We start from the raw sequence: 21,618 nt of genomic DNA on the forward strand, positions 1-21,618 counted from the left end.
GCTGTTACGACTGGCGCTGCAAGTGGTACAGGGCGTTGGCCAGGGCGATGTCTTCCAGGCCCAGCCCGATGGAGCGGAAGAACACATGGCGTTCACCGTGCGGACGCTTGGCCTGGCCGCTGAGCAGTTCCGGCAGGTCGCCAAGGATCATGTCGCTGTCCCAGCCGTGCTGCTCGCTGGCGACCAGCATCTCGCCGGCCGAGCCTGGGGTGGTGCGCCGATAGTCGCAGTACACCTGCATGTCTGGCAGCGCGGCGGGTGGGACCTCATGGGCACGTGGCGCATTGGTGCTGATGGAGGTGATCAGCGCTGGCTTGTCGAGTTGGCTGGGGTCGATTACCGGCCCGGCGGATGAGGTGCAGAGCAGGATCACATCGGCCTGTTCCAGGGCTTCGTCGCGCTGGCGGGTTATCTCAAGGCGGGGGTCGAGGGCCTTCCAGCGGGCGGAGTCTGCCTCGGACTTGTGCGCCAGGTTCGGTGAATAGACGCGGATGCTCTGCCAATCCCGCAGGCCTTGTACATAGCGCAGGTGGGCCTTGGCCACGGGGCCGCTGCCGATGATCGCCAGGCGCCGGGCCGTGGCGTCGGCCAGGGCGTCCACCGCGACTGCCGTAGTGGCCGCGGTGCGTGCGGTGGTCAGTTCCCCCGCATCGCACAACAGCAGCGGTTGGCCGCTGTCCATGGACATCAGCAAGGTCCAGGCGGTGACCAGCGGGCCTTCGGCGCGAACGATATAGGGGGAGGTCTTGACCCCATAGACCCGGTCTTCGGCCATGACCCCGAGATAGTTGATGAAGTCCCCGGCGCCCTGGGGGAATTCCACCTGTTGCTGGGCGGGTTGTACGGCGTGATCGGCGGCCAGGTCGCGGAACATCTTGCGCAGGATCTGCGGTACGTCGAGCTGCTCCAGCAACTGGCGGGCCTGGGGCTGGGCAATCACGAATGGCGTACTGGACATCGCGGAACTCCGTTTTTATAAACTTATTTGTCCATTATGGACTTTTAGTTTATTCGGGCAATATCCAGGCGAAAAAAAACGCAGCCCCAAGGCTGCGTCTTTACTGGGCCAGGTCCGCTTGGACTCAGGCTTGCGGGCGCTTGCGCTCCACGGCGCGCAGCAGCTCGGTGGGCGGCATTTCGCAACTGATCTTGCGCCCCAGCAGCTCTTCGATCGCTGGCAGCTGGTAGGAGTCGTCTTCGCCGGCGAAGCTGATGGATACGCCATCGGCGCCGGCCCGGCCGGTCCGGCCGATGCGGTGCACGTAGTCGTCGGGGACTTCCGGCAGGGTGAAGTTGATCACGTGGCTGATGCCGTCGATGTGGATGCCGCGGCCGGCGACGTCAGTGGCCACCAGGACCCGGATCTTGCCTTCGCGGAAGCCTTCCAGGGTCTTGATCCTTTTGTGCTGCGGCACGTCGCCGGAGAGCTGGGCGGCGTTGACGCCGTCACGCACCAGGCGTTCCTCGATGCGCCGCACTTCATCCTTGCGGTTGGCGAAGACCATCACCCGCTCCCAGCCGTTGTCGTTGACCAGGTTGTACAGCAGCTTGTACTTGTCGGCACCGGCCACGGCGTAGATGTGCTGCTCGACGTTGGCGTTGGCGACGTTCTCGGCTTCGATCTCGACGATCGCCGGGTCGGTGGTCCACTGCTTGGCCAGGTTCATCACGTCGTCGGTGAAGGTGGCGGAGAACAGCAGGGTCTGGCGTTCGCTCTTGGGCGGGGTCTGGCGGATGATCTGCCGCACCTGGGGGATGAAGCCCATGTCGAGCATGCGGTCGGCTTCGTCCAGCACCATCACCTCGACCATGTCCAGGTGCACGTCGCCGCGCTGGTTGAAGTCCAGCAGGCGGCCAGGGGTGGCTACCAGGATGTCGCAGTGGCGGGCTTCGAGCTGCTTGAGCTGCTTGTCGAAGTCCATGCCGCCGACGAAGGTCATCACGTTCAGGCCGGTGTACTTGGTCAGGGCCGCGGCGTCCTTGGCGATCTGCACCACCAGTTCCCGGGTCGGCGCGATGACCAGCGCCCGCGGCTCGCCCATGTAGCGTTCCTTGGGCGGCGGGGTCTGCAGCAGCTGGGTGATGATCGAGATCAGGAACGCGGCGGTCTTGCCGGTGCCGGTCTGGGCGCGACCGATGGCGTCCTTGCCCGCCAGGGTGAAGCCCAGTACCTGGGCCTGGATCGGCGTGCAGTAGGGGAAACCCAGGTCGTGGATGGCGTGCATCAGTTCCGGGGTGAGCTTGAAGTCGTGGAAGCGGGTCTTGCCTTCCTGGGGCTCGACCACGAAGTCTTCCAGCTTCCAGGTGCTCACCGGCGGTTTTGGGGCGCGTGGACGACGCTGCTCGGCCTTGGGTTTTTCCGCGCGCGGCGCCTTGGGAGTGGAAGGGGCGGCCGGTGTGGTCACCGGTTCTTTATTAGTGGCGGTAGCGGGCGCGCTCCGTTCCGGCTGATGGCCGTCATGGCGGCTGCTGGAAGGGGTGATGGGGGCGCTGGGGCTTGGCGCGCTTGGCTCTGCCTCGCTTTTACCGAAGATTTTCTTGAGTGCTTTGAGCACGGTCATCTCATCAATTGGTTAAGGAATGTACGCCGGCCAGTGTAATGCAAGAAACGGGCGCGGCGTAGTCTGTTGCTCGCCATGTGAACGACGGGCGGTTTTTTAGCGCAGACGCTCGCTCAACCAGGTGCCGATGTCGCGGATTTCCTCGGGCAACACTTCATGTTCCATCGGGTATTCCTGCCAGGTGGCGCTCACGCCGTGCTGCTTGAGGTATTCATAGGCCGTGCGTCCCATGGCGTTCTGCACCACTTCGTCATATTGGCCGTGCAGCGCCAGTACCGGAATCCGTTGCTGGCTGGCCGACAGGTGCAGTTCGTCGCTGAACGTCGGGGCATAGGTCGAGAGTGCCAACACCCCGCCCAGTGGACCTTGCCATCTGAGGAAGGCGGTGTGCAGCACCACTGCGCCGCCCTGGGAGAAGCCGGCGAGGAAGATTCGCGAGGCATCGATGCCGCTGGCCCGTTGTTCCTCGATCAGGCGGATGACTTCGTCGGCGGAGTCTTCGAGTTGCTCGCGGCTGATGGCCCGGGCCGGGTTCATGGCCAGGATGTCGTACCAGCTGGGCATGGCGTAGCCGCCATTGATGGTCACGGCCCGCGTGGGGGCCTGGGGCAGGACGAAGCGGGTGCTCAGCAGTGTCTCTTGCAACGCCTCGGCCACCGGCAGGAAGTCGTAGCGATCCGCGCCCAGGCCGTGAAGCCAGATCACGCAGGCATCGGCAGGCTTGCTGGGCTGAAGAATCAGGGGCTGGGTCATGGTTGCTCCAATTGTGTGCGTACGCACCGGCCCGGGCATGGTCCAGGGGCGCGGCAAGTTGATCGGTGAAGGTGGCGCCAGGGCCAGCGGTTGCTGGCGTAACACTAACAGGCTGGCGCCGGCCTGGGGATAGCCAGCTATGTCCTTCAACTTGCAGGATGAGGTACAGGAGGAATTGCAAGACAGAACATTGAACTCCGAGAAAAGCCTGAATACCATGTCGGGCAATTCGTCCAATGATTGGATGATACGAGTAAATGCCATGAGTGAAATGCCTCCTTTGATCAAGCGTTCCCTGGTCGACCAAGCCCTGGAGCAGTTGCGCCTGCGGATCACCCAGGGCGCCTGGGCCATCGGCCAGCGCCTGCCCACCGAGCCGGAACTGGCGGCCGAGCTGGGCATCAGCCGCAACACGGTGCGCGAGGCGATGCGGGTCCTGGCGTTTTCCGGGTTGATCGACGTGCGCCAGGGCGACGGCAGTTACCTGCGGGCGGTGGCCGATCCCCTGGATATGCTCCAGGCCTTGTCCCAGTGCTCCCTGGAGCATGCCCGGGAAACCCGGCAGATCCTCGAGGTGGAGGCGGTAGGGCTGGCGGCCCTGCGTCGTACCGAACAGGACCTCAAGGAGCTGGCCATCGCCCTGGATGACAGCAGTGGGCACTTTCATGGCGACCTGGATCGCTATATCGCCTGCGACCTGGTTTTTCACCAGCGCCTGGTGGATGCCGCGCACAACCCGACGCTCAGCCAGCTGTACCGCTATTTCTCCAGCGTGGTGGGGGCGCAGTTGCGCCAGACCCTGAATGTCACGCCTCGGCGCCAGGATATCTTCGACCGGCATCAGCACCTGCTCGATGCCATCGAACAAGGCGATGCCGAACGCGCCAAGAACATTTCCCGCCAAATGATCAACGAATCCTGAAGCCGAGACTGACCATGTCCAACCACCAGGCATCCGCCCATACCCCGCCGCCTCCGGAACTGCTGATCGACGCCGAGGCCGACGATGAAGAAGTGCAGCAGGCTCCCCCGGTGCTGCGTCGCCCCTGGCTGTTGCTGCTGGGGTTGATCCTGGTGGCGCTGAACCTGCGGCCGGCGCTGTCGAGCATGGCGCCGCTGCTCAGTGATGTATCGCAGCACCTGGGGCTGTCGGCAGCCAAGGCCGGTTTGCTGACCACCCTGCCAGTGTTGTGCCTGGGGCTGTTCGCGCCGCTGGCGCCTGTGCTGGCCCGGCGTTTCGGCGCCGAGCGGGTGGTGCTGGGGATCTTGCTGACCCTGGCCCTGGGCATCGTCGTGCGCAGTTCTTTCGGTGAGGTCGGGGTGTTCGCCGGGAGCATCCTGGCGGGCGCCAGCATCGGGGTGATCGGCGTGTTGCTGCCGGGTATCGTCAAGCGTGATTTCGCGCGCCATGCCGGGACCATGACCGGGGTCTACACCATGGCCCTGTGCCTGGGCGCCGCCATGGCCGCGGGGGCTACCGTGCCCTTGAGCCATGCCTTTGGCGACAGCTGGGCCATGGGCCTGGGTTTCTGGGTGTTGCCGGCGCTGGTGGCGGGGGTGTTCTGGCTGCCCCAGGTCGGGCAGAAGCACGGCGCCCATCATGTGGCTTTTCGTGTACGCGGTCTGTTGCGTGATCGCCTGGCCTGGCAGGTGACCCTGTACATGGGCCTGCAGTCTTCCCTGGCCTACATCGTGTTCGGCTGGTTGCCGTCGATCCTCATCGGTCGCGGCCTGAGCCCGACCCAGGCGGGACTGGTGCTGTCGGGCTCGGTGATCGTGCAGTTGATCAGCTCCCTGGCCGCTCCCTGGCTGGCGACCCGGGGCAAGGACCAGCGCCTGGCCATCGTGATCGTCATGCTGATGACCCTGGGTGGCCTGTTCGGCTGCCTGTATGCACCGCTCGATGGCCTGTGGGGCTGGGCGATCCTGCTGGGCCTGGGCCAGGGCGGTACCTTCAGCCTGGCCCTGACCCTGATCGTGCTGCGCTCGCGTGATCCTCATGTGGCCGCCAATCTGTCGAGCATGGCCCAGGGCATCGGCTACACCCTGGCCTCCATGGGGCCGTTCGCGGTGGGCCTGGTGCACGACTGGACCGGGGGCTGGAACGCCGTGGGCTGGATTTTCGCGGTGTTGGGGAGCGGAGCCATCATCGCCGGGCTGGGTGCTGGTCGCGCACTTTATGTACAGGTGCAGAGCGAAAGAATCTGACTGGCCTCACTACCGGTATTTACAGGGTAAATGCCGGTAGTGTTCCAGCGGCTTGCGGATTATCGTGCAGGCATTCCACGTCCCTTCGGAGTCTGTCCATGAGTGATGCCCATCGCGCCCTGATCAGCGAGTTCTACCAGGCTTTCCAGCGCCTGGATGCCGAGGCCATGAGCGCCTGCTACACCGAGGATGTGCTGTTCAGCGATCCGGCCTTTGGCGAGCTGCGCGGGCGTGATGCCGGTGATATGTGGCGCATGCTGGCCTCGCGGGCCAAGGATTTTTCCCTGACATTCGACAGCGTGCATGCCGATGAGCGCAGCGGTGGCGCGCACTGGGTGGCGACCTACCTGTTCAGCCAGACCGGGCGTACCGTGGTCAATGATATCCAGGCGCGTTTCGTGTTTCGCGACGGCAAGATCTGCGAGCACCACGATCATTTCGACATGTGGCGCTGGGCCCGCCAGGCCCTGGGCACCCAAGGCCTTCTGCTGGGCTGGACACCGCTGCTCAAGAATGCCGTGCGCGCCCAGGCGCGCAAGGGTTTGAAGGCCTTCCAGAGCGGTCGCTGAATCCATCCTCTGTTAAGATCGCGGCTTGTTATCCACAAGCCCGATGCCTTTCGTGACCAGCCCCGATCCGTCCTCCGTCGCTTGCGCCGTGCCACCGGCGCCGGCCAGCAAACCCTGGTTCGTCTACCTGGTGCGGGCGGCCAATGGCGCCTTGTACTGCGGTATCAGCGACGATCCACAGCGGCGTTTCGCCAAGCATCAAAGCGGTAAGGGCGCGCGCTTCTTCCTCTCCAGCCCGGCGGTCGCGCTGGTCTACACCGAGGCCTGTCGCGACAAGAGCGAAGCCCTGCGCCAGGAGCGGCTGATCAAGAAGCTCAAGAAGAGTGCCAAGGAGTGCCTGGTGGCGGGGGCGGCTGGATCATCAATCTGACTGATGGTTTCCCATCAGTCGAATTCGTAGGTCATCGACTGATTGCACGCTAAGCTCAAGCCTCTTTTTCTCATGGCGGAGCCTGGTATGTCAGAGTTGATCCTTCATCACTACTCGACCTCACCCTTTGCGGAGAAAGCCCGCTTGCTGTTGGGTTTCAAGGGGCTTTCCTGGCGCTCGGTGAAGATCGCCCCGGTGATGCCCAAGCCCGACCTGACCGCGTTGACCGGTGGCTATCGCAAGACTCCGGTGCTGCAGGTCGGGGCCGACGTCTATTGCGATACGGCCATGATCGCCCGGCGCCTGGAGCAGGAAAAAGCCAGCCCGGCGCTGTTTCCCGAGGGCCAGGAGCTGACCAGCGCGACCTTCGCCGCCTGGGCCGACTCGACGGTGTTCCAGCATGCGGTGACCCTGGTGTTCCAGCCTGAATCGGCCGCGGTGCGTTTCGGCAAGCTGCCGCCGGAGGCGCGCAAGGCGTTCATGGCCGACCGGGCCGGGCTGTTCAGTGGCGGCAGTGCCAGCCGGGTACCCCTGGAGCAGGCCAGGCACCAATGGCCGACCTTCATGGCGCGCCTGGAGCAGCAGTTGCAACGCGAACCGGGGGACTTCCTGTTTGGCCAGCCGTCGATCGCCGACATTTCCATGGCTCACCCCCTGTGGTTCCTCAAGGGCACCCCGGTGACTGCGCCGCTGGTGGATGAATACCCGGCGGTCGCCGCCTGGCTGGCCCGGGTGCTGGATTTCGGCCACGGCGCCTCCAGCGAGATGAGCGCCGAAGAGGCCCTGGCGGTGGCGCACGCCGCCACACCGGCACCGCTGCCCCAGGAGGCTTTCGTCGATCCCAATGGTTTCAAGGCCGGCCAGCAGGTGGTGATTGCCGCGACCGACTATGGGGTCGATCCGGTGGCCGGGGAGTTGCTGTTCGCCGGGAGCGAAGAGCTGATCCTGCGTCGCGAGGACCCGCGCGCCGGTGTGGTGCACGTGCACTTCCCGCGCCTGGGGTTTGGCATCCAGGCCCAGTGACCTGCTGCCAAGGCCGCTACTTGGGCAGGGCGGCCATGATGGCGTCGGGGTCGTAGGTGCGGATCAGGGTACCGTTGACGTCCAGGATCGGAATCCCGGCGCCGCCCAGGTCGATGTAGGCCTGGCGCGCGCTGGGGTCTTTCTCGATATCGAACTCCCGATAGGGAATGCCCTTCTGGTCGAGAAAGCGCCGGGTGGCCTTGCAGTAGCCGCACCAGTCGGTGGCGTACAGCACCACCCTGGCCTGGCTGCGGGTGGTCTCGGAGACCGCCGCGCCAGGATCGAACAATCGCTCGATCTTGCCCCAATGCTGGTAGAGCACCACCACCAGCAGGATCAGCAGGAACTTCTTCAAGACCCCCTGGAGCATCAGTTGCGACGCTTGAGCTGGTCGGTCAACTGGGTGGGCAGGCCCTTGATGATCAGGGTCCCGGCTTCTTCGTCGTACTCGATCTTCGAACCCAGCAGGTGGGCCTCGAAGCTGATGGACAGGCCTTCGGCGCGGCCGGTGAAGCGGCGGAACTGGTTGAGGGTGCGCTTGTCTGCCGGGATTTCCGGTGACAGGCCGTAGTCCTTGTTGCGGATGTGGTCGTAGAACGCCTTCGGCCGGTCTTCGTCGATCAACTCCGACAGCTCTTCCAGGCCCACCGGTTCGCCGAGTTTGGCCTGGCTGCTGGCGTAGTCCACCAGGGCCTTGGTCTTCTCCCGCGCCGAATCTTCGGGCAGGTCCTCGCTTTCGACGAAGTCGCTGAAGGCCTTGAGCAGGGTACGGGTTTCGCCCGGGCCGTCGACACCTTCCTGGCAACCGATGAAGTCGCGGAAGTATTCCGAAACCTTCTTGCCGTTCTTGCCCTTGATGAACGAGATGTACTGCTTGGACTGCTTGTTGTTCTGCCACTCGGAGACGTTGATCCGCGCCGCCAGGTGCAGTTGGCCCAGATCCAGGTGACGGGAGGGCGTCACGTCCAGCTGGTCGGTCACCGCCACGCCTTCGCTGTGGTGCAGCAAGGCGATGGCCAGGTAGTCGGTCATGCCTTGTTGATAGTGGGCGAACAGCACGTGACCGCCCACCGACAGGTTGGATTCTTCCATCAGCTTTTGCAGGTGCTCCACCGCCACCCGGCTGAAGGCGGTGAAGTCCTGGCCGCCATCGAGGTACTCCTTCAGCCAGCCGCTGAAGGGAAAGGCACCGGATTCCGGATGGAACAGACCCCAGGCCTTGCCCTGCTTGGCGTTATAGCTTTCGTTGAGGTCGGCGAGCATGTTTTCGATGGCCGCGGACTCTGCCAGCTCCGAGTCGCGGGCGTGCAGGACGGCGGGGCTGCCGTCGGGTTTCTTGTCGATCAGGTGGACGATGCAATGACGGATCGGCATGGGCTTCTCGGCTGGTTTGAGGGGGAGGGCGGGCTCCCCGAAAAAGTGCCCAGTGTACCGCACCCACTGGTTTTGGCGGGGCTCGCCGGGCGATGAACGGCTTGTCGGTGCAGCTTATGCACTTTTTTACCGATTTAGAGCAATAAAGCTGACCAAATGGCTAGGTAGAGGCGGATATTTCCCCGTCTGTGTGCTAGTTTTGCCCCGTCTTACGCGGTGTCTCTGCGTTAAGCGTGCAGTCAGCATTTGTCGGGTCGAACCAAACCCAGATTTCGGTATCTATAACCCCGATCCGTCGTGGTTGTAACCGGGGTGCCAGATCCACAAGATCTGGCTCGATGGCTGACACTGCACTCTGCAATCCAAATGAATTTGATAGGGAAGGAACACCATAATGGCTATTACTAAAGACCAACTGATCGCCGATATCGCTGAAGCTATCGACGCGCCGAAAACCACCGCGCGTAACGCCCTGGATCAACTGGCCCAGATCGTTGCTGATCAATTGGAAAATGGCGGCGAAATCACTCTGCCAGGTATCGGCAAGCTGAAAGTGACCGAGCGTCCTGCCCGTACTGGCCGTAACCCATCGACTGGCGCTGCCATCGAAATCGCTGCCAAGAAAGTGATCAAGCTGGTTGTGGCTAAAGGCCTGACCGACGCTGTGAACAAGTAATACTTGCAGTGAAACCGTGCTCAGAGTCTTCCGGGCACGGTTTGTGTGATACCGACTCACGCAAGGTGAGTTGTCGCTGAATCCCCCCGCCTCCTTCAGTTTTTCCTCGTCCAGCGTTCTTCAGTCCAGGCTTGCTGCTGTGCCTTGTCCTTGAAAGTCCAGGCAACGAAGCGGCTTTGTTTCTGTCCTTGGGACATCTCCACGACCCGACTTTCCAGGGCGCCGGCTTTTTGCAGTGCGGTTTCGATTGCTGGCAGGTTCGAGGCTTTTGACACCAGGGTGCTGAACCACAGCACTTGTTGGCCGACACCGGTGCTCTCGCTGATCAGTTGGCTGACAAAGCGGATCTCGCCGCCTTCACACCACAGTTCCCGGGCCTGGCCGCCGAAGTTCAACACTGGCAGCTTGCGCTTGGGATCGGCCTTGCCCAGGGCGCGCCATTTGCGCTGGCTGCCGCGGGTGGCTTCTTCCAGGGAAGAATGGAAGGGTGGGTTGCACAGGGTCAGGTCGAAGCGCTCGGCGCTGTCGAGAAGGCCGTTCAATATCTGCTTTGGATTGCCTTGTTGGCGCAGGCTGATGGCCTTGTTCAAGCCATTGGCCTGGACGATGGCCTTGGCGGCTGCGAGGGCGGTGCTATCAATGTCCGAGCCAAGGAAATGCCAGCGATAGTCGCTGTAGCCGATCAGCGGATAGATGCAGTTGGCACCAACGCCGACATCCAGCACCCGCACTGCGGCGCCCCGGGGAATCTCGCCCTGGTTGTGGTCGGCCAGCAGGTCGGCGAGAAAGTGCACGTAGTCGGCGCGACCAGGCACAGGCGGGCAGAGGAAGTCCGCTGGAATATCCCAGTGGGCGATGCCGTAGAAGGCCTTGAGCAAGGCGCGGTTGAACACCCGCACGGCGGCCGGGTCGGCGAAGTCGATGCTTTCCTTGCCGTAGGGGTTGAGGATCACGAACTGGCCCAGTTCCGGGGTGCCCTTGATCAGTTGCGGGAAGTCGTAGCGCCCCTGGTGGCGGTTGCGCGGGTGCAGGCTGGCTTTTTCCCGGGGTGCGGTGGCCTTGGCAACAATGGCGGGTTTGGGCTTCTTGCGCGGCGGCTTGGGGGTATTGGGGGCGGTCATGGAGGAATGGATTCGGGGCTGGCTCAAATTGGCGGGCATTGTCCCACAAGAGCAGCGGCAAGTTTCAAGCGGTGAGCGACAAGAGAGGAGCGGACAAGCGCCATAAAAAAGGGAGGCCCTGTGGGCCTCCCTGTTTGTCTTGCGCTGATCGCCGTTACAGGCTGGAGATCCGCGCGTGCTGCTCGGCCAGCTTGCCCAGGGCCTGTTCGGCCTCGGCCAGCTTGGCGCGTTCCTTCTCGATCACCTCGGCAGGGGCCTTGTCGACGAACGAGGCGTTGGACAGCTTGCCGCCCACACGCTGCACTTCGCCTTGCAGGCGCTGGATTTCCTTGTCCAGGCGAGCCAGTTCCGCGCCTTTGTCGATCAGGCCGGCCATTGGCACCAGCACTTCCATCTCGCCGACCAGGGCGGTGGCCGACAGCGGTGCTTCGTCGCCGGCACCCAGCACGGTGATGGACTCGAGCTTGGCCAGCTTCTTCAGCAGGGCCTCGTTCTCGGCCAGGCGGCGCTGGTCTTCGGCTCCGGCGTTCTTCAGGAACAGGGTCAGGGGCTTGCCTGGGCCGATGTTCATTTCTGCACGGATATTGCGGGTACCGAGCATCAGGCCCTTGAGCCATTCGATATCGTCTTCGGCGGCCTGGTCGATGCGTGCTTCATTGGCCACTGGCCAAGGCTGCAGCATGATGGTCTTGCCCGTGCTGCCCGCCAGCGGCGCCAGGCGCTGCCAGATTTCCTCGGTGATGAACGGCATGAACGGGTGGGCCAGGCGCAGGGCTACTTCCAGCACGCGCACCAGGGTGCGACGGGTGCCGCGCTGGCGTTCGACCGGCGAGTTCTCGTCCCACAATACGGGCTTGGACAGCTCCAGGTACCAGTCGCAGTACTGGTTCCAGATGAACTCGTACAGCGCTTGGGCAGCCAGGTCGAAGCGGAACTGGTCGAGTTGGCGAGTGACTTCGGCTTCGGTGCGCTGCAGTTGCGAGATGATCCAGCGGTCTGCCAGGGACAGCTCGTAAGCCTCGCCGTTCTGGCCGCAGTCCTCGCCCTTGTCCAGCACGTAGCGCGCAGCGTTCCAGATCTTGTTGCAGAAGTTGCGGTAACCCTCGACGCGGCCCATGTCGAACTTGATGTCGCGACCGGTGGTGGCCAGGGAGCAGAAGGTGAAGCGCAGGGCGTCGGTGCCGTAGCTGGCGATGCCGTCGGCGAATTCGGCGCGGGTCTGCTTCTCGATGGCTTTCTGCAGCTTTGGCTGCATCAGGCCGGTGGTGCGTTTTTGCACCAGGGTCTCGAGGTCGATACCGTCGATGATGTCCAGCGGGTCAAGGACGTTGCCCTTGGACTTGGACATCTTCTGGCCCTGGCCGTCGCGGACCAGACCGTGGACGTAGACAGTCTTGAACGGAACCTGCGGCGTGCCGTCCTCGTTCTTCACCAGGTGCATGGTGAGCATGATCATCCGGGCGACCCAGAAGAAAATGATGTCGAAGCCGGTGACCAGCACGTCGGTGGGGTGGAAGGTCTTGAGGAATTCGGTCTGCTCCGGCCAGCCCAGGGTGGAGAAGGTCCACAGGCCCGAACTGAACCAGGTGTCGAGCACGTCGTTGTCCTGCTGCAGGGCAACGTCCGGGCCGAGGTTGTGCTTGGCCCGTACTTCGGCTTCGCTGCGACCGACATAGACCTTGCCGGACTCGTCGTACCAGGCCGGGATGCGGTGGCCCCACCACAGCTGGCGGCTGATGCACCAGTCCTGGATATCGCGCATCCAGGAGAAGTACATGTTTTCGTACTGCTTGGGCACGAACTGGATGCGGCCATCTTCCACGGCAGCGATGGCAGGTTCGGCCAGGGGCTTGGTGGAGACGTACCACTGGTCGGTCAGCCACGGCTCGATGACGGTGCCGGAGCGGTCGCCTTTCGGTACTTTCAGGGCGTGGTCGTCGACGCTGACCAGCAGGCCGGCGGCGTCGAAGGCGGCGACGATCTGCTTGCGCGCCTCGAAACGGTCCAGGCCGGCGTATTCGGCCGGGATCTTGCCGTCGATGCTGTCGTTCAGGCTGCCGTCCAGGTTGAATACCTGGCAGGCGGGCAGGACGCTGGCGTTCTTGTCGAAGATGTTCAGCAGCGGCAGGTTGTGGCGCTTGCCGACTTCGTAGTCGTTGAAGTCGTGGGCCGGGGTGATCTTCACGCAGCCAGTGCCGAATTCGGGATCGCAGTAATCATCGGCGATGATCGGGATGCGCCGGCCCACCAGGGGCAGCTCGACGAATTTGCCGATCAGAGCCTTGTAGCGCTCGTCTTCAGGGTTCACCGCGACGGCGGAGTCACCGAGCATGGTTTCCGGGCGAGTGGTGGCGACGATCAGGTAGTCGTTGCCTTCGGCAGTCTTGGCGCCGTCGGCCAGCGGGTACTTCAGGTTCCACAGGAACCCCTTCTCGTCGTGGTTTTCCACTTCGAGGTCGGAGATCGCGGTGTGCAGCTTGGTGTCCCAGTTGACCAGGCGCTTGCCGCGGTAGATCAGGCCGTCTTCATGCAGGCGTACGAAGGCTTCCTTCACCGCTTCCGAGAGGCCGTCGTCCATGGTGAAGCGCTCGCGGCTCCAGTCCACGGAAGAGCCCAGGCGGCGGATCTGGCGGCTGATGTTGCCACCGGATTGATCCTTCCATTCCCAGACCTTCTCCAGGAACTTCTCCCGGCCCAGGTCGTGGCGGTTCTGGCCTTGGGCTTCGATCTGGCGCTCCACCAGCATCTGGGTGGCGATACCGGCGTGGTCGGTGCCCGGCTGCCACAGGGTGTTGCGACCCTGCATGCGGCGGAAACGGATCAGGGCGTCCATGATCGCGTTGTTGAAGCCGTGGCCCATGTGCAGGCTGCCGGTGACGTTCGGCGGCGGGATCATAATGGTGTAGGAGTCGCCCGCGCCTTGCGGGGCGAAATAGTTCTCTGACTCCCAGGTCTGGTACCAGGAAGTTTCAATGGCGTGCGGCTGGTAGGTCTTATCCATGCGCGGCGGGACCCTATTGGCATTTATTCAGGAAAAGCCGGGAAGTATAGCGGAGGGGGGCGGCTGCAAGCCACAAGCGGCAAGCGACAAGATGGCCAGGCCCGGCTTTTGGTCGTGGCTTACGGCTTGCCGCTGGTGGCTGCTGCGAGCAGGCGTTCCAGGCGGGCGTCGAGGCGGCGCTTGATCTCGGTCTCGATATGTGGGGCGAAATCGTCGATCACGTCCTGCATGATCAGTTGTGCAGCGGCGCGCAGCTCGCTGTCCAGGTGGAGCAAGGCATCACCGTTGTTGCCGGCAGGCGCAGGCTGGGCGACGGGAGCAGGAGCAGGGGCGGGTGTTTTTGCCGGAGCAGGCGCAGGTTGCGGTTTGGCTTGTGCCGCAGGGGGCGCTTGAGGGGTAGCGGGTTGCGGGTTGCCTTCAAGGTCGAACAGCAGAGGGATCTGTCCTTCGCTGGTAACGGTCTCGGTCAGCAGTGGCGGTTGCAGGTTCTCGTCGCCGAGCAGTTGACGGATGGACTCTAGGTCATCCAGCAGATGCACGGACTTTTGTAGCGGGTTGGGAGTGTCCATCGGATGCTCAGAGTCGTTGTAAGCGGTGATCTTGCAGAGAATAGCCCTGTTCGCGATAGAAACGGAAACTCTCGCGGGCGGCCTGACGAATAGTGGGTTCTTCCACTACCACTTCGGCAATCCGGGCAAAGCGCTGGGCAAAGGCGGGGACCTTCAGGTCCAGGTTCACCAGCAGGTCGTTGTGCTCGCCAGGGTCTTGGCCCAGGCCAAGGACGATCAGTCCCTCGGGCTCGCTTTCGGCTGGGCCGTGGGGCACGAAGGCCTCTCCCTTGAAGCGCCAGAGGCGGGCATCGAGCTCGTCCCGTTGTGTCGCGTCGCTGCAATGCAGGTAGATGCGGTGGCCCATGCGCCAGGCCTTGTCGGTGAGCTTGCAGGCGAAATCCAGGCGCGCTGTCGGGTCCGCGCTGGGAAGGATATAGAAGTCGACTTTGGTCATCGGGGTTCCTGAACCGGGAAGGGCACGATGTCGCGCCCTTCCGCGGTCATGGTCTTCAGGCTTTGGCGCGGTCCAGCAGGTACTGGGTCAGGAGGGGAACGGGACGGCCAGTGGCGCCCTTGTCCTTGCCGCCGCTGGTCCAGGCCGTGCCGGCGATGTCCAGGTGAGCCCAGTTCATGTTCTTGGTGAAGCGCGACAGGAAGCAGGCGGCGGTGATGGTCCCGGCTTTCGGCCCGCCAATGTTGGCGATGTCGGCGAACGGGCTGTCCAGTTGCTCCTGGTACTCGTCGAACAGCGGCAGTTGCCAGGCGCGGTCGTCGGCTTGCTGGCCGGCGCTGAGCAGTTGGCCGATCAGTTCGTCGTTGTTGCCCAGCAGGCCCGAGGTGTGGGCGCCCAGGGCTACCACGCAGGCGCCGGTCAGGGTCGCGATGTCGATCACGGCCTGGGGCTTGAAGCGTTCGGCGTAGGTCAGGGCATCGCACAGTACCAGGCGGCCTTCGGCGTCGGTATTGAGGATCTCCACGGTCTGGCCGCTCATGGTGGTGACGATGTCGCCTGGGCGCGAGGCACCGCCGCTGGGCATGTTCTCGGCGCAGGCCAGGATGCACACCAGGTTGATCGGCAGCTTGAGCTCGAGCACCGCACGCAGGGTGCCGAAGACGCTGGCGGCGCCGCCCATGTCGTACTTCATCTCGTCCATGCCGGCGCCCGGCTTGAGGCTGATGCCGCCGGTATCGAAGGTGATGCCCTTGCCTACCAGTGCAAATGGCTTCTCGGATTTCTTGCCGCCGTTGTACTGCATGACGATCAGCCGTGGTGGCTGCTCGCTGCCCTGGCCTACGGCGTAGAACGAGCCCATGCCCAGTTCCTTGATCTTCTTCTCGTCGAAGACCTCGACCTTCAGTGCCTTGAACTCCTTGCCCAGGGCCTTGGCTTGCTCGCCCAGGTAGCTTGGGTGGCAGACGTTTGGCGGCAGGTTGCCCAGGTCGCGGGTGAACGCCATGCCGCTGGCGATGGCCTGGGCGTGGGTCACGGCGCGTTCCACTTCAGCCTGGGCGGCCTTGATGGTCAGCAGGGTGATCTTCTTCAGTGGACGGGCTTCGGTCTTCTGGCTCTTGTAGCGATCGAAGACATAGCCGGCGTCCAGCAGGGTCTCGGCCAGCAGGCGAGTCTTGCCATAGCTGTCGCGGCCCTTGACCGCTACTTCGTCCAGGGCCAGCACTGCATCACCGCCGCCCAGGCTTTTGAGGGTGCCCAGCACGCCGCTGATGATCTTGCGGAACGGACGGTCGCCCAGTTCTTCATCCTTGCCTGTGCCAACCAGCAGCAGGCGTTCGGCCTTGAGCTTGGCCACGCCGTGCAGCAGCAGGCTCTGGCCCACTTTGCCCGCCAGGTCGCCACGCTTGAGCACGGCGCTGATGGCGCCACCGCTGAGTTCGTCGAGTTGCTTGGCGACGTTGCCGAGTTTGCGGCCTTCGCCGACGGCGACCACCAGGGTGGCGGTCTTCAACGTTTCCGGGCTAACGCTTTTTACAACCAGTTCCATGTCCGGGTCCCTGAATGAATGGTCAAAGCGCGCAGGAAAGACTCCAGCGCGGGGCTTATCTATATATAAGAAGGCGTCGCGTGCTGCCGACGACAAAGCCGCCAGTTTGAACCTCGGCGCTTGCGGCTGACAACCCTCGTTTGCGGCAAGTCGGGTGCTTTGCAGCACAGGGTGAGCATCCACCGTGACAGGCGCACGCATTCACAGGATAATGCGCCATCCTTTTTCGGCGTCCCTGCATCCTGGGGCCGCTCGATCGTTTGCTTGTTCGGCCGCCTTAGCCTGACAACCCTGGAGTGTCTGGTTTGATCGTCTTTCGTTATCTATCCCGCGAAGTCCTGCTGACCCTGAGTGCCGTGAGTGCGGTGCTGTTGGTCATCATCATGAGCGGACGCTTCGTCAAGTTTCTCGCGCAAGCCGCCTCGGGCGCCCTGGATCCGGGATCGTTGTTCCTGATCATGGGCTTTCGCATGCCGGGCTTTTTGCAGTTGATCCTGCCCCTGGGCCTGTTTCTGGGCATCCTCCTGGCCTACGGGCGGCTCTATCTTGAAAGCGAGATGACCGTGTTGTCGGCTACCGGCATGAGCCAGCAGCGCCTGCTGGGCATGACCATGATCCCGGCGACCCTGGTGGCGCTGCTGGTGGCCTGGCTGAGCCTGAGTCTGGCGCCGCAAGGTGCCAACCAGTTCCAGCTGCTGCTGAACAAGCAGGACGCCCTGACCGAGTTCGATACCCTGGTGGCCGGACGCTTCCAGGCGCTCAACGACGGCACCCGGGTGACCTATACCGAGCAACTGTCCGAGGATCGCACCAAGCTTGGCGGGGTGTTCATCTCCGAAAAACGCCTGAACCAGGAGAAAAAGGACCAGGGGATCTCGGTGCTGGTGGCCGAGAAGGGGCACCAGGATATCCGTCCTGACGGCAACCGCTACCTGATCCTGGAGAACGGCTACCGCTATGACGGCAACCCGGGCGAGGCCAACTACCGGGTGATCAAGTACGACACCTATGGTGTGCTGCTGGAACGGCCGGATGTCAGCGAGGAGGTCACCGACCGTGACGCCATGCCGACTGCCGACTTGATCGGCAAGGACGACCTGCGCGCCCGTGCCGAGCTGCAATGGCGTCTTTCCCTGCCGTTGCTGGTCTTCATCGTGACCCTGATGGCGGTGCCGCTGTCCCGGGTCAACCCGCGCCAGGGTCGCTTCCTCAAGTTGATCCCGGCGATCCTTCTGTACATGGCCTACCTGACGATCCTGATCTCGGTGCGAGGCGCCTTGGAGAAGGGCAAGATTTCTCCCACCCTCGGCCTGTGGTGGGTTCACGGCTTGTTCCTGGCCATCGGCCTGGGGCTGATGTACTGGGAGCCGTTGCGCTTGAAAATGGCGAGTCGTCGCAGCATGAAGGAGATGGCTCGTGGTTAAGCTCGATCGCTACATCGGTAGCAGTGTATTGATGGCCATCCTGGCGGTCCTGTTGATCATCCTGGGCCTGGCTTCGCTGTTCGCCTTCATCGATGAGATGGGCGCCGTCAGCGATACCTATACCGTGATGGATGTGTTGAGCTACGTAGTGCTCACGGCGCCGCGCCGGGTCTATGAAATGCTGCCGATGGCCGCCCTGATCGGCTGCCTGATCGGCCTGGGAACCCTGGCCAGCAACAGCGAGCTGACCATCATGCGCGCCGCTGGCGTGTCGGTGGGGCGTATCGTCTGGGCGGTGATGAAGCCGATGCTGGTGCTGATGATGGTTGGCCTGCTGGTGGGCGAGTACCTGGCCCCCGCGACCGAGACCCAGGCCCAGGCGAGCCGCGCCCTGGCCCAAGGCTCTGGCGATGCCCAGAGCTCCAAGCACGGTCTCTGGCATCGCCAGGGCGACGAGTTCATTCATATCAACGCCGTGCAGCCCAACGGCCTGTTGTACGGGGTGACTCGCTATCATTTCGACGACCAGCGCCACATGTTGTCCTCGAGCTTCGCTCGCCAGGCGCGTTTCCACGAGAACTACTGGCAGCTGACCGAAGTCACCACCACGTATTTCCGTGATGGGCATACCGAAGTCATCAATGCCCCCGAAGAGCGCTGGGATGTGGCTTTGAGCCCGCAGTTGCTGAGTACCGTGGTGATGGCGCCGGAGTCCCTGTCCATCAGCGGCCTGTGGGGTTATATCCATTACCTGGCCGACCAGGGGCTGAACAATGGCCGTTACTGGCTGGCGTTCTGGGTCAAGATCCTGCAGCCATTGGTCACTGCCGCCCTGGTGCTGATGGCGATTTCCTTCATTTTTGGTCCGTTGCGCTCCGTGACCCTGGGGCAGCGGGTGTTTACCGGGGTGCTGGTGGGCTTCACCTTCCGTATCGCCCAGGATCTCTTGGGGCCTTCGAGCCTGGTGTTCGGTTTCTCGCCCCTGTTCGCGGTGTTGGTTCCGGCCGGAATCTGCGCGCTCGCCGGATTCTGGCTGTTGCGCCGGGCGGGTTGATCCGGCGTTTCTGCCTCGTTTTGGTGCAACGCCCCGGCCAGCAAGCCGGGGCGTTTTTGTGTGGGCGGGGCTGACCGGCGAGCGTGACGCTCGTGCCGAGTATCAGGTACAATTCCCGGCTATTTTTCGGCGGGCCTTGCCTGCAGCCTTTTTGAGTGTTCATCCGTGAGTGATTTGAGTCATATCCGCAATTTCTCCATCATCGCCCACATTGACCATGGCAAGTCGACTCTGGCCGATCGCTTTATCCAGATGTGCGGCGGCCTGGCCGATCGCGAAATGGAAGCCCAGGTCCTGGACTCCATGGATCTCGAGCGTGAGCGCGGGATCACCATCAAGGCCCATAGCGTCACCCTCTACTACAAGGCACGCGATGGCGTGACCTACCAGCTGAACTTCATCGATACCCCGGGCCACGTGGACTTCACCTACGAAGTCAGCCGTTCCCTGGCCGCCTGCGAGGGCGCGCTGCTGGTGGTGGATGCCGGCCAGGGCGTCGAGGCCCAGTCGGTCGCCAACTGCTACACCGCCATCGAGCAGGGCCTTGAGGTCATGCCGGTGCTGAACAAGATCGACCTGCCCCAGGCCGAGCCGGAGCGGGTCAAGGAAGAGATCGAGAAGATCATCGGCATCGATGCCGCCGACGCCGTGACTTGCAGCGCCAAGACCGGCCTTGGCGTGGACGAGGTGCTCGAGCGCCTGGTGACCACTATCCCGGCACCGACCGGCAATATCGAAGACCCGCTGCAAGCGCTGATCATCGACTCCTGGTTCGACAACTACCTGGGCGTCGTGTCCCTGGTACGCGTACGTCATGGCCGGGTGAAGAAGGGCGACAAGATCCTGGTTAAGTCCACCGGCAAGATCCACCTGGTGGACAGCGTCGGTGTCTTCAATCCGAAACACACCGCTACCGCCGACCTCAAGGCCGGTGAAGTGGGCTTCATCATCGCCGGCATCAAGGACATCCATGGTGCGCCGGTGGGCGATACCCTGACCCTGAGCTCCACCCCCGACGTGGAAGTGCTGCCAGGCTTCAAGCGTATCCAGCCGCAGGTCTATGCTGGCCTGTTCCCAGTCAGCTCCGACGACTTCGAGGACTTCCGCGAAGCCCTGCAGAAGCTCACCCTGAACGACTCCTCGCTGCAGTACACCCCGGAAAGCTCCGACGCCCTGGGCTTCGGCTTCCGTTGCGGGTTCCTCGGCATGCTGCACATGGAGATCATCCAGGAGCGCCTGGAGCGCGAATACGACCTGGACCTGATCACCACCGCGCCGACGGTAATCTTCGAGCTGCTGCTCAAGACCGGTGAAACCATCTACGTCGATAACCCGTCCAAGCTTCCGGACCTGTCCTCCATCGAGGACATGCGCGAGCCGATCGTGCGGGCCAATATCCTTGTGCCCCAGGAGCACCTGGGCAACGTCATAACCCTGTGCATCGAAAAGCGCGGCGTACAGCGCGACATGCTGTTCCTCGGCTCGCAGGTCCAGGTGACCTACGACCTGCCGATGAACGAGGTGGTACTGGACTTCTTCGACCGCTTGAAGTCCACCAGTCGTGGTTATGCTTCGCTGGATTACCACTTCGACCGCTACCAGTCGGCTAATCTGGTGAAGCTGGACGTGCTGATCAACGGTGACCGGGTCGATGCCCTGGCCCTGATCGTGCACCGCGACAATGCCCACTACAAAGGGCGTGCGTTGACCGAGAAGATGAAAGAACTGATTCCTCGGCAGATGTTCGACGTGGCAATCCAGGCCGCCATCGGCGGGCAGATTATCGCGCGGACAACCGTCAAGGCCCTCAGAAAGAACGTACTGGCCAAATGCTACGGCGGTGACGTAAGCCGTAAGCGCAAGCTGTTGGAAAAGCAGAAAGCCGGTAAGAAACGCATGAAGCAAGTGGGTAACGTGGAGATTCCACAGGATGCCTTCCTTGCTGTGCTCAGGTTGGATAGTTAGGTCCTATGTCACTAAATTTCCCGCTGTTGCTGGTCATCGCTGTCTTCGTATGCGGTTTCCTGGCGTTGCTCGACCTGGTGTTCCTGGCTCCGCGTCGTCGCGCGGCCATTGCCAACTATCAGGGCAGCGTCAGCCAGCCGGATGGGCTGGTGGTCGAGAAGCTGAACAAGGAACCGCTGCTGGTTGAATACGGCAAGTCGTTCTTCCCGGTACTGTTCATCGTCCTGGTGCTGCGTTCGTTCCTGGTGGAGCCGTTCCAGATTCCGTCGGGCTCGATGAAACCGACCCTGGATGTGGGCGACTTCATCCTGGTGAACAAGTTCTCCTATGGCATTCGCCTGCCGGTGATCGACAAGAAGGTCATCGAGGTCGGTGACCCGCAGCGCGGCGATGTGATGGTGTTCCGCTACCCGAGCGATCCGAACGTCAACTACATCAAGCGTGTGGTCGGCCTGCCGGGCGACGAGGTGCGCTACACCAGCGACAAGCACCTGTTCGTCAACGGCCAGCCGGTGGCGGAGCAGTTGGTTGGGGCCGAGCCAGGCACCCTGGGCAGCGCGGAGCTGTACAAGGAGAAACTCGGCGCCGCCGAGCACCTGATCCGCAAGGAAATGAGTCGTTACCGGGCCACCCCGGACGGTCGTTGGGTAGTTCCTGCCGGGCACTACTTCATGATGGGCGACAACCGCGACAACTCCAACGACAGTCGCTACTGGGACGATCCAAGCATTCCCAAGGACCTGCTGGGCATGGTTCCCGACAAGAACATCGTCGGCAAGGCCTTCGCAGTCTGGATGAGCTGGCCCGAACCGAAACTCAGCCACCTGCCGAACTTCTCGCGGGTTGGCCTGATCAAGTAATCACCCACGGCGCTGTTGAACACAGCGCCGAATGCTTTTCTGGCTCTTGCATAAAACGGTCGTACCCTCAGGCGACCCCTGGCCCGAAGCATGCAATCAACGATATTC

21 protein-coding genes are annotated in these 21,618 nt (G+C 62.9%); 11 read left to right on the forward strand and 10 right to left on the reverse strand.

Annotation, left to right across the window (positions count from 1 at the left end):
* Window positions 1-4: 4 nt before the first annotated feature.
* From C4K39_RS05170 to C4K39_RS05180, 3 genes are all read right to left on the reverse strand, one after another.
* Entirely contained in the window at window positions 5-958 is a 954-nt protein-coding gene (locus tag C4K39_RS05170) for an ornithine cyclodeaminase family protein (RefSeq protein ID WP_124345805.1), read from the reverse strand.
* A gap of 124 nt (window positions 959-1,082) precedes the next feature.
* A complete protein-coding gene (rhlB, locus tag C4K39_RS05175; RefSeq protein WP_068583478.1) occupies window positions 1,083-2,561 on the reverse strand; it encodes an ATP-dependent RNA helicase RhlB in 1,479 nt (492 codons plus the stop codon).
* A 96-nt stretch (window positions 2,562-2,657) separates the two neighbouring features.
* Window positions 2,658-3,314 (reverse strand): alpha/beta hydrolase, encoded by a 657-nt coding sequence (locus C4K39_RS05180; RefSeq protein WP_124345806.1) that lies wholly within the window; start codon window positions 3,312-3,314, stop codon window positions 2,658-2,660.
* On the opposite strand from C4K39_RS05180, the gene C4K39_RS31940 reads away from it, so the two are divergent.
* From C4K39_RS31940 to C4K39_RS05205, 6 genes are all read left to right on the forward strand, one after another.
* A complete protein-coding gene (locus tag C4K39_RS31940; protein WP_263986921.1) occupies window positions 3,313-3,447 on the forward strand; it encodes a hypothetical protein in 135 nt (44 codons plus the stop codon). The genes C4K39_RS05180 and C4K39_RS31940 overlap by 2 nt on opposite strands.
* Before the next feature lie 129 nt (window positions 3,448-3,576).
* Window positions 3,577-4,236, forward strand: a complete 660-nt coding sequence (locus C4K39_RS05185) for a FadR/GntR family transcriptional regulator (protein ID WP_068583486.1) — start codon at window positions 3,577-3,579, stop codon at window positions 4,234-4,236.
* Window positions 4,237-4,250: 14 nt separating this feature from the next.
* Window positions 4,251-5,522: a CynX/NimT family MFS transporter gene (locus C4K39_RS05190; protein WP_124345807.1), complete on the forward strand. Its 1,272-nt coding sequence runs from the start codon at window positions 4,251-4,253 to the stop codon at window positions 5,520-5,522.
* 98 nt (window positions 5,523-5,620) lie between these two features.
* A complete protein-coding gene (locus C4K39_RS05195) occupies window positions 5,621-6,091 on the forward strand; it encodes a nuclear transport factor 2 family protein (protein WP_124345808.1) in 471 nt (156 codons plus the stop codon).
* 52 nt (window positions 6,092-6,143) lie between these two features.
* Window positions 6,144-6,461, forward strand: coding sequence for a GIY-YIG nuclease family protein (locus C4K39_RS05200; RefSeq protein WP_124345809.1), 318 nt, complete (start codon window positions 6,144-6,146; stop codon window positions 6,459-6,461).
* A gap of 87 nt (window positions 6,462-6,548) precedes the next feature.
* Entirely contained in the window at window positions 6,549-7,484 is a 936-nt protein-coding gene (locus tag C4K39_RS05205) for a glutathione S-transferase family protein (RefSeq protein ID WP_124345810.1), read from the forward strand.
* Between the two features lie 16 nt (window positions 7,485-7,500).
* Here the strand turns inward: C4K39_RS05205 and C4K39_RS05210 are convergent, their stop codons facing one another.
* Together C4K39_RS05210 and yejK are read right to left on the reverse strand one after the other, a co-directional pair.
* Complete coding sequence (locus C4K39_RS05210; protein WP_068583499.1) at window positions 7,501-7,854, reverse strand: glutaredoxin family protein; 354 nt, start codon at window positions 7,852-7,854, stop codon at window positions 7,501-7,503.
* Entirely contained in the window at window positions 7,854-8,858 is a 1,005-nt protein-coding gene (gene yejK, locus C4K39_RS05215; RefSeq protein WP_022642461.1) for a nucleoid-associated protein YejK, read from the reverse strand. The genes C4K39_RS05210 and yejK overlap by 1 nt, the downstream gene beginning before the upstream one ends.
* Before the next feature lie 394 nt (window positions 8,859-9,252).
* Between yejK and C4K39_RS05220 the strand changes: the two genes are divergently transcribed.
* Complete coding sequence (locus C4K39_RS05220; protein ID WP_003440137.1) at window positions 9,253-9,534, forward strand: HU family DNA-binding protein; 282 nt, start codon at window positions 9,253-9,255, stop codon at window positions 9,532-9,534.
* Window positions 9,535-9,629: 95 nt separating this feature from the next.
* Here the strand turns inward: C4K39_RS05220 and rlmF are convergent, their stop codons facing one another.
* The 5 genes from rlmF to C4K39_RS05245 all read right to left on the reverse strand — a co-directional run bounded on the left by rlmF (window position 9,630) and on the right by C4K39_RS05245 (window position 16,207).
* A complete protein-coding gene (rlmF, locus tag C4K39_RS05225) occupies window positions 9,630-10,655 on the reverse strand; it encodes a 23S rRNA (adenine(1618)-N(6))-methyltransferase RlmF (protein WP_124345811.1) in 1,026 nt (341 codons plus the stop codon).
* A 154-nt stretch (window positions 10,656-10,809) separates the two neighbouring features.
* Window positions 10,810-13,656: a valine--tRNA ligase gene (locus C4K39_RS05230; RefSeq protein WP_124345812.1), complete on the reverse strand. Its 2,847-nt coding sequence runs from the start codon at window positions 13,654-13,656 to the stop codon at window positions 10,810-10,812.
* Window positions 13,657-13,775: 119 nt separating this feature from the next.
* A complete protein-coding gene (locus tag C4K39_RS05235; RefSeq protein ID WP_068583505.1) occupies window positions 13,776-14,225 on the reverse strand; it encodes a DNA polymerase III subunit chi in 450 nt (149 codons plus the stop codon).
* A 7-nt stretch (window positions 14,226-14,232) separates the two neighbouring features.
* Window positions 14,233-14,661 carry a DNA polymerase III subunit chi gene (locus C4K39_RS05240; protein WP_068583509.1) on the reverse strand — a complete coding sequence of 143 codons (429 nt, stop codon included), beginning with the start codon at window positions 14,659-14,661 and terminating at the stop codon, window positions 14,233-14,235.
* A 55-nt stretch (window positions 14,662-14,716) separates the two neighbouring features.
* Window positions 14,717-16,207 carry a leucyl aminopeptidase gene (locus C4K39_RS05245; protein WP_124345813.1) on the reverse strand — a complete coding sequence of 497 codons (1,491 nt, stop codon included), beginning with the start codon at window positions 16,205-16,207 and terminating at the stop codon, window positions 14,717-14,719.
* 305 nt (window positions 16,208-16,512) lie between these two features.
* Here C4K39_RS05245 and lptF point away from each other — a divergent pair, with 305 nt between their 5' ends.
* From lptF to lepB, 4 genes are all read left to right on the forward strand, one after another.
* Window positions 16,513-17,631: an LPS export ABC transporter permease LptF gene (gene lptF, locus C4K39_RS05250; RefSeq protein ID WP_068583515.1), complete on the forward strand. Its 1,119-nt coding sequence runs from the start codon at window positions 16,513-16,515 to the stop codon at window positions 17,629-17,631.
* The gene (lptG, locus tag C4K39_RS05255; RefSeq protein ID WP_068583518.1) at window positions 17,624-18,685 is read left to right on the forward strand and encodes an LPS export ABC transporter permease LptG; all 1,062 of its coding nucleotides are present in this window, start codon (window positions 17,624-17,626) and stop codon (window positions 18,683-18,685) included. Before lptF ends, lptG begins: the two co-directional genes overlap by 8 nt.
* 165 nt (window positions 18,686-18,850) lie before the next feature.
* On the forward strand, window positions 18,851-20,650 hold the full coding sequence (gene lepA, locus C4K39_RS05260) for a translation elongation factor 4 (RefSeq protein WP_053134309.1): 1,800 nt from the start codon (window positions 18,851-18,853) through the stop codon (window positions 20,648-20,650).
* Window positions 20,651-20,655: 5 nt separating this feature from the next.
* The gene (gene lepB / locus C4K39_RS05265) at window positions 20,656-21,510 is read left to right on the forward strand and encodes a signal peptidase I (RefSeq protein WP_016967828.1); all 855 of its coding nucleotides are present in this window, start codon (window positions 20,656-20,658) and stop codon (window positions 21,508-21,510) included.
* The last annotated feature ends 108 nt before the right edge of the window (window positions 21,511-21,618 follow it).

This window comes from Pseudomonas sessilinigenes (assembly GCF_003850565.1).
Lineage (GTDB): Bacteria > Pseudomonadota > Gammaproteobacteria > Pseudomonadales > Pseudomonadaceae > Aquipseudomonas > Aquipseudomonas sessilinigenes.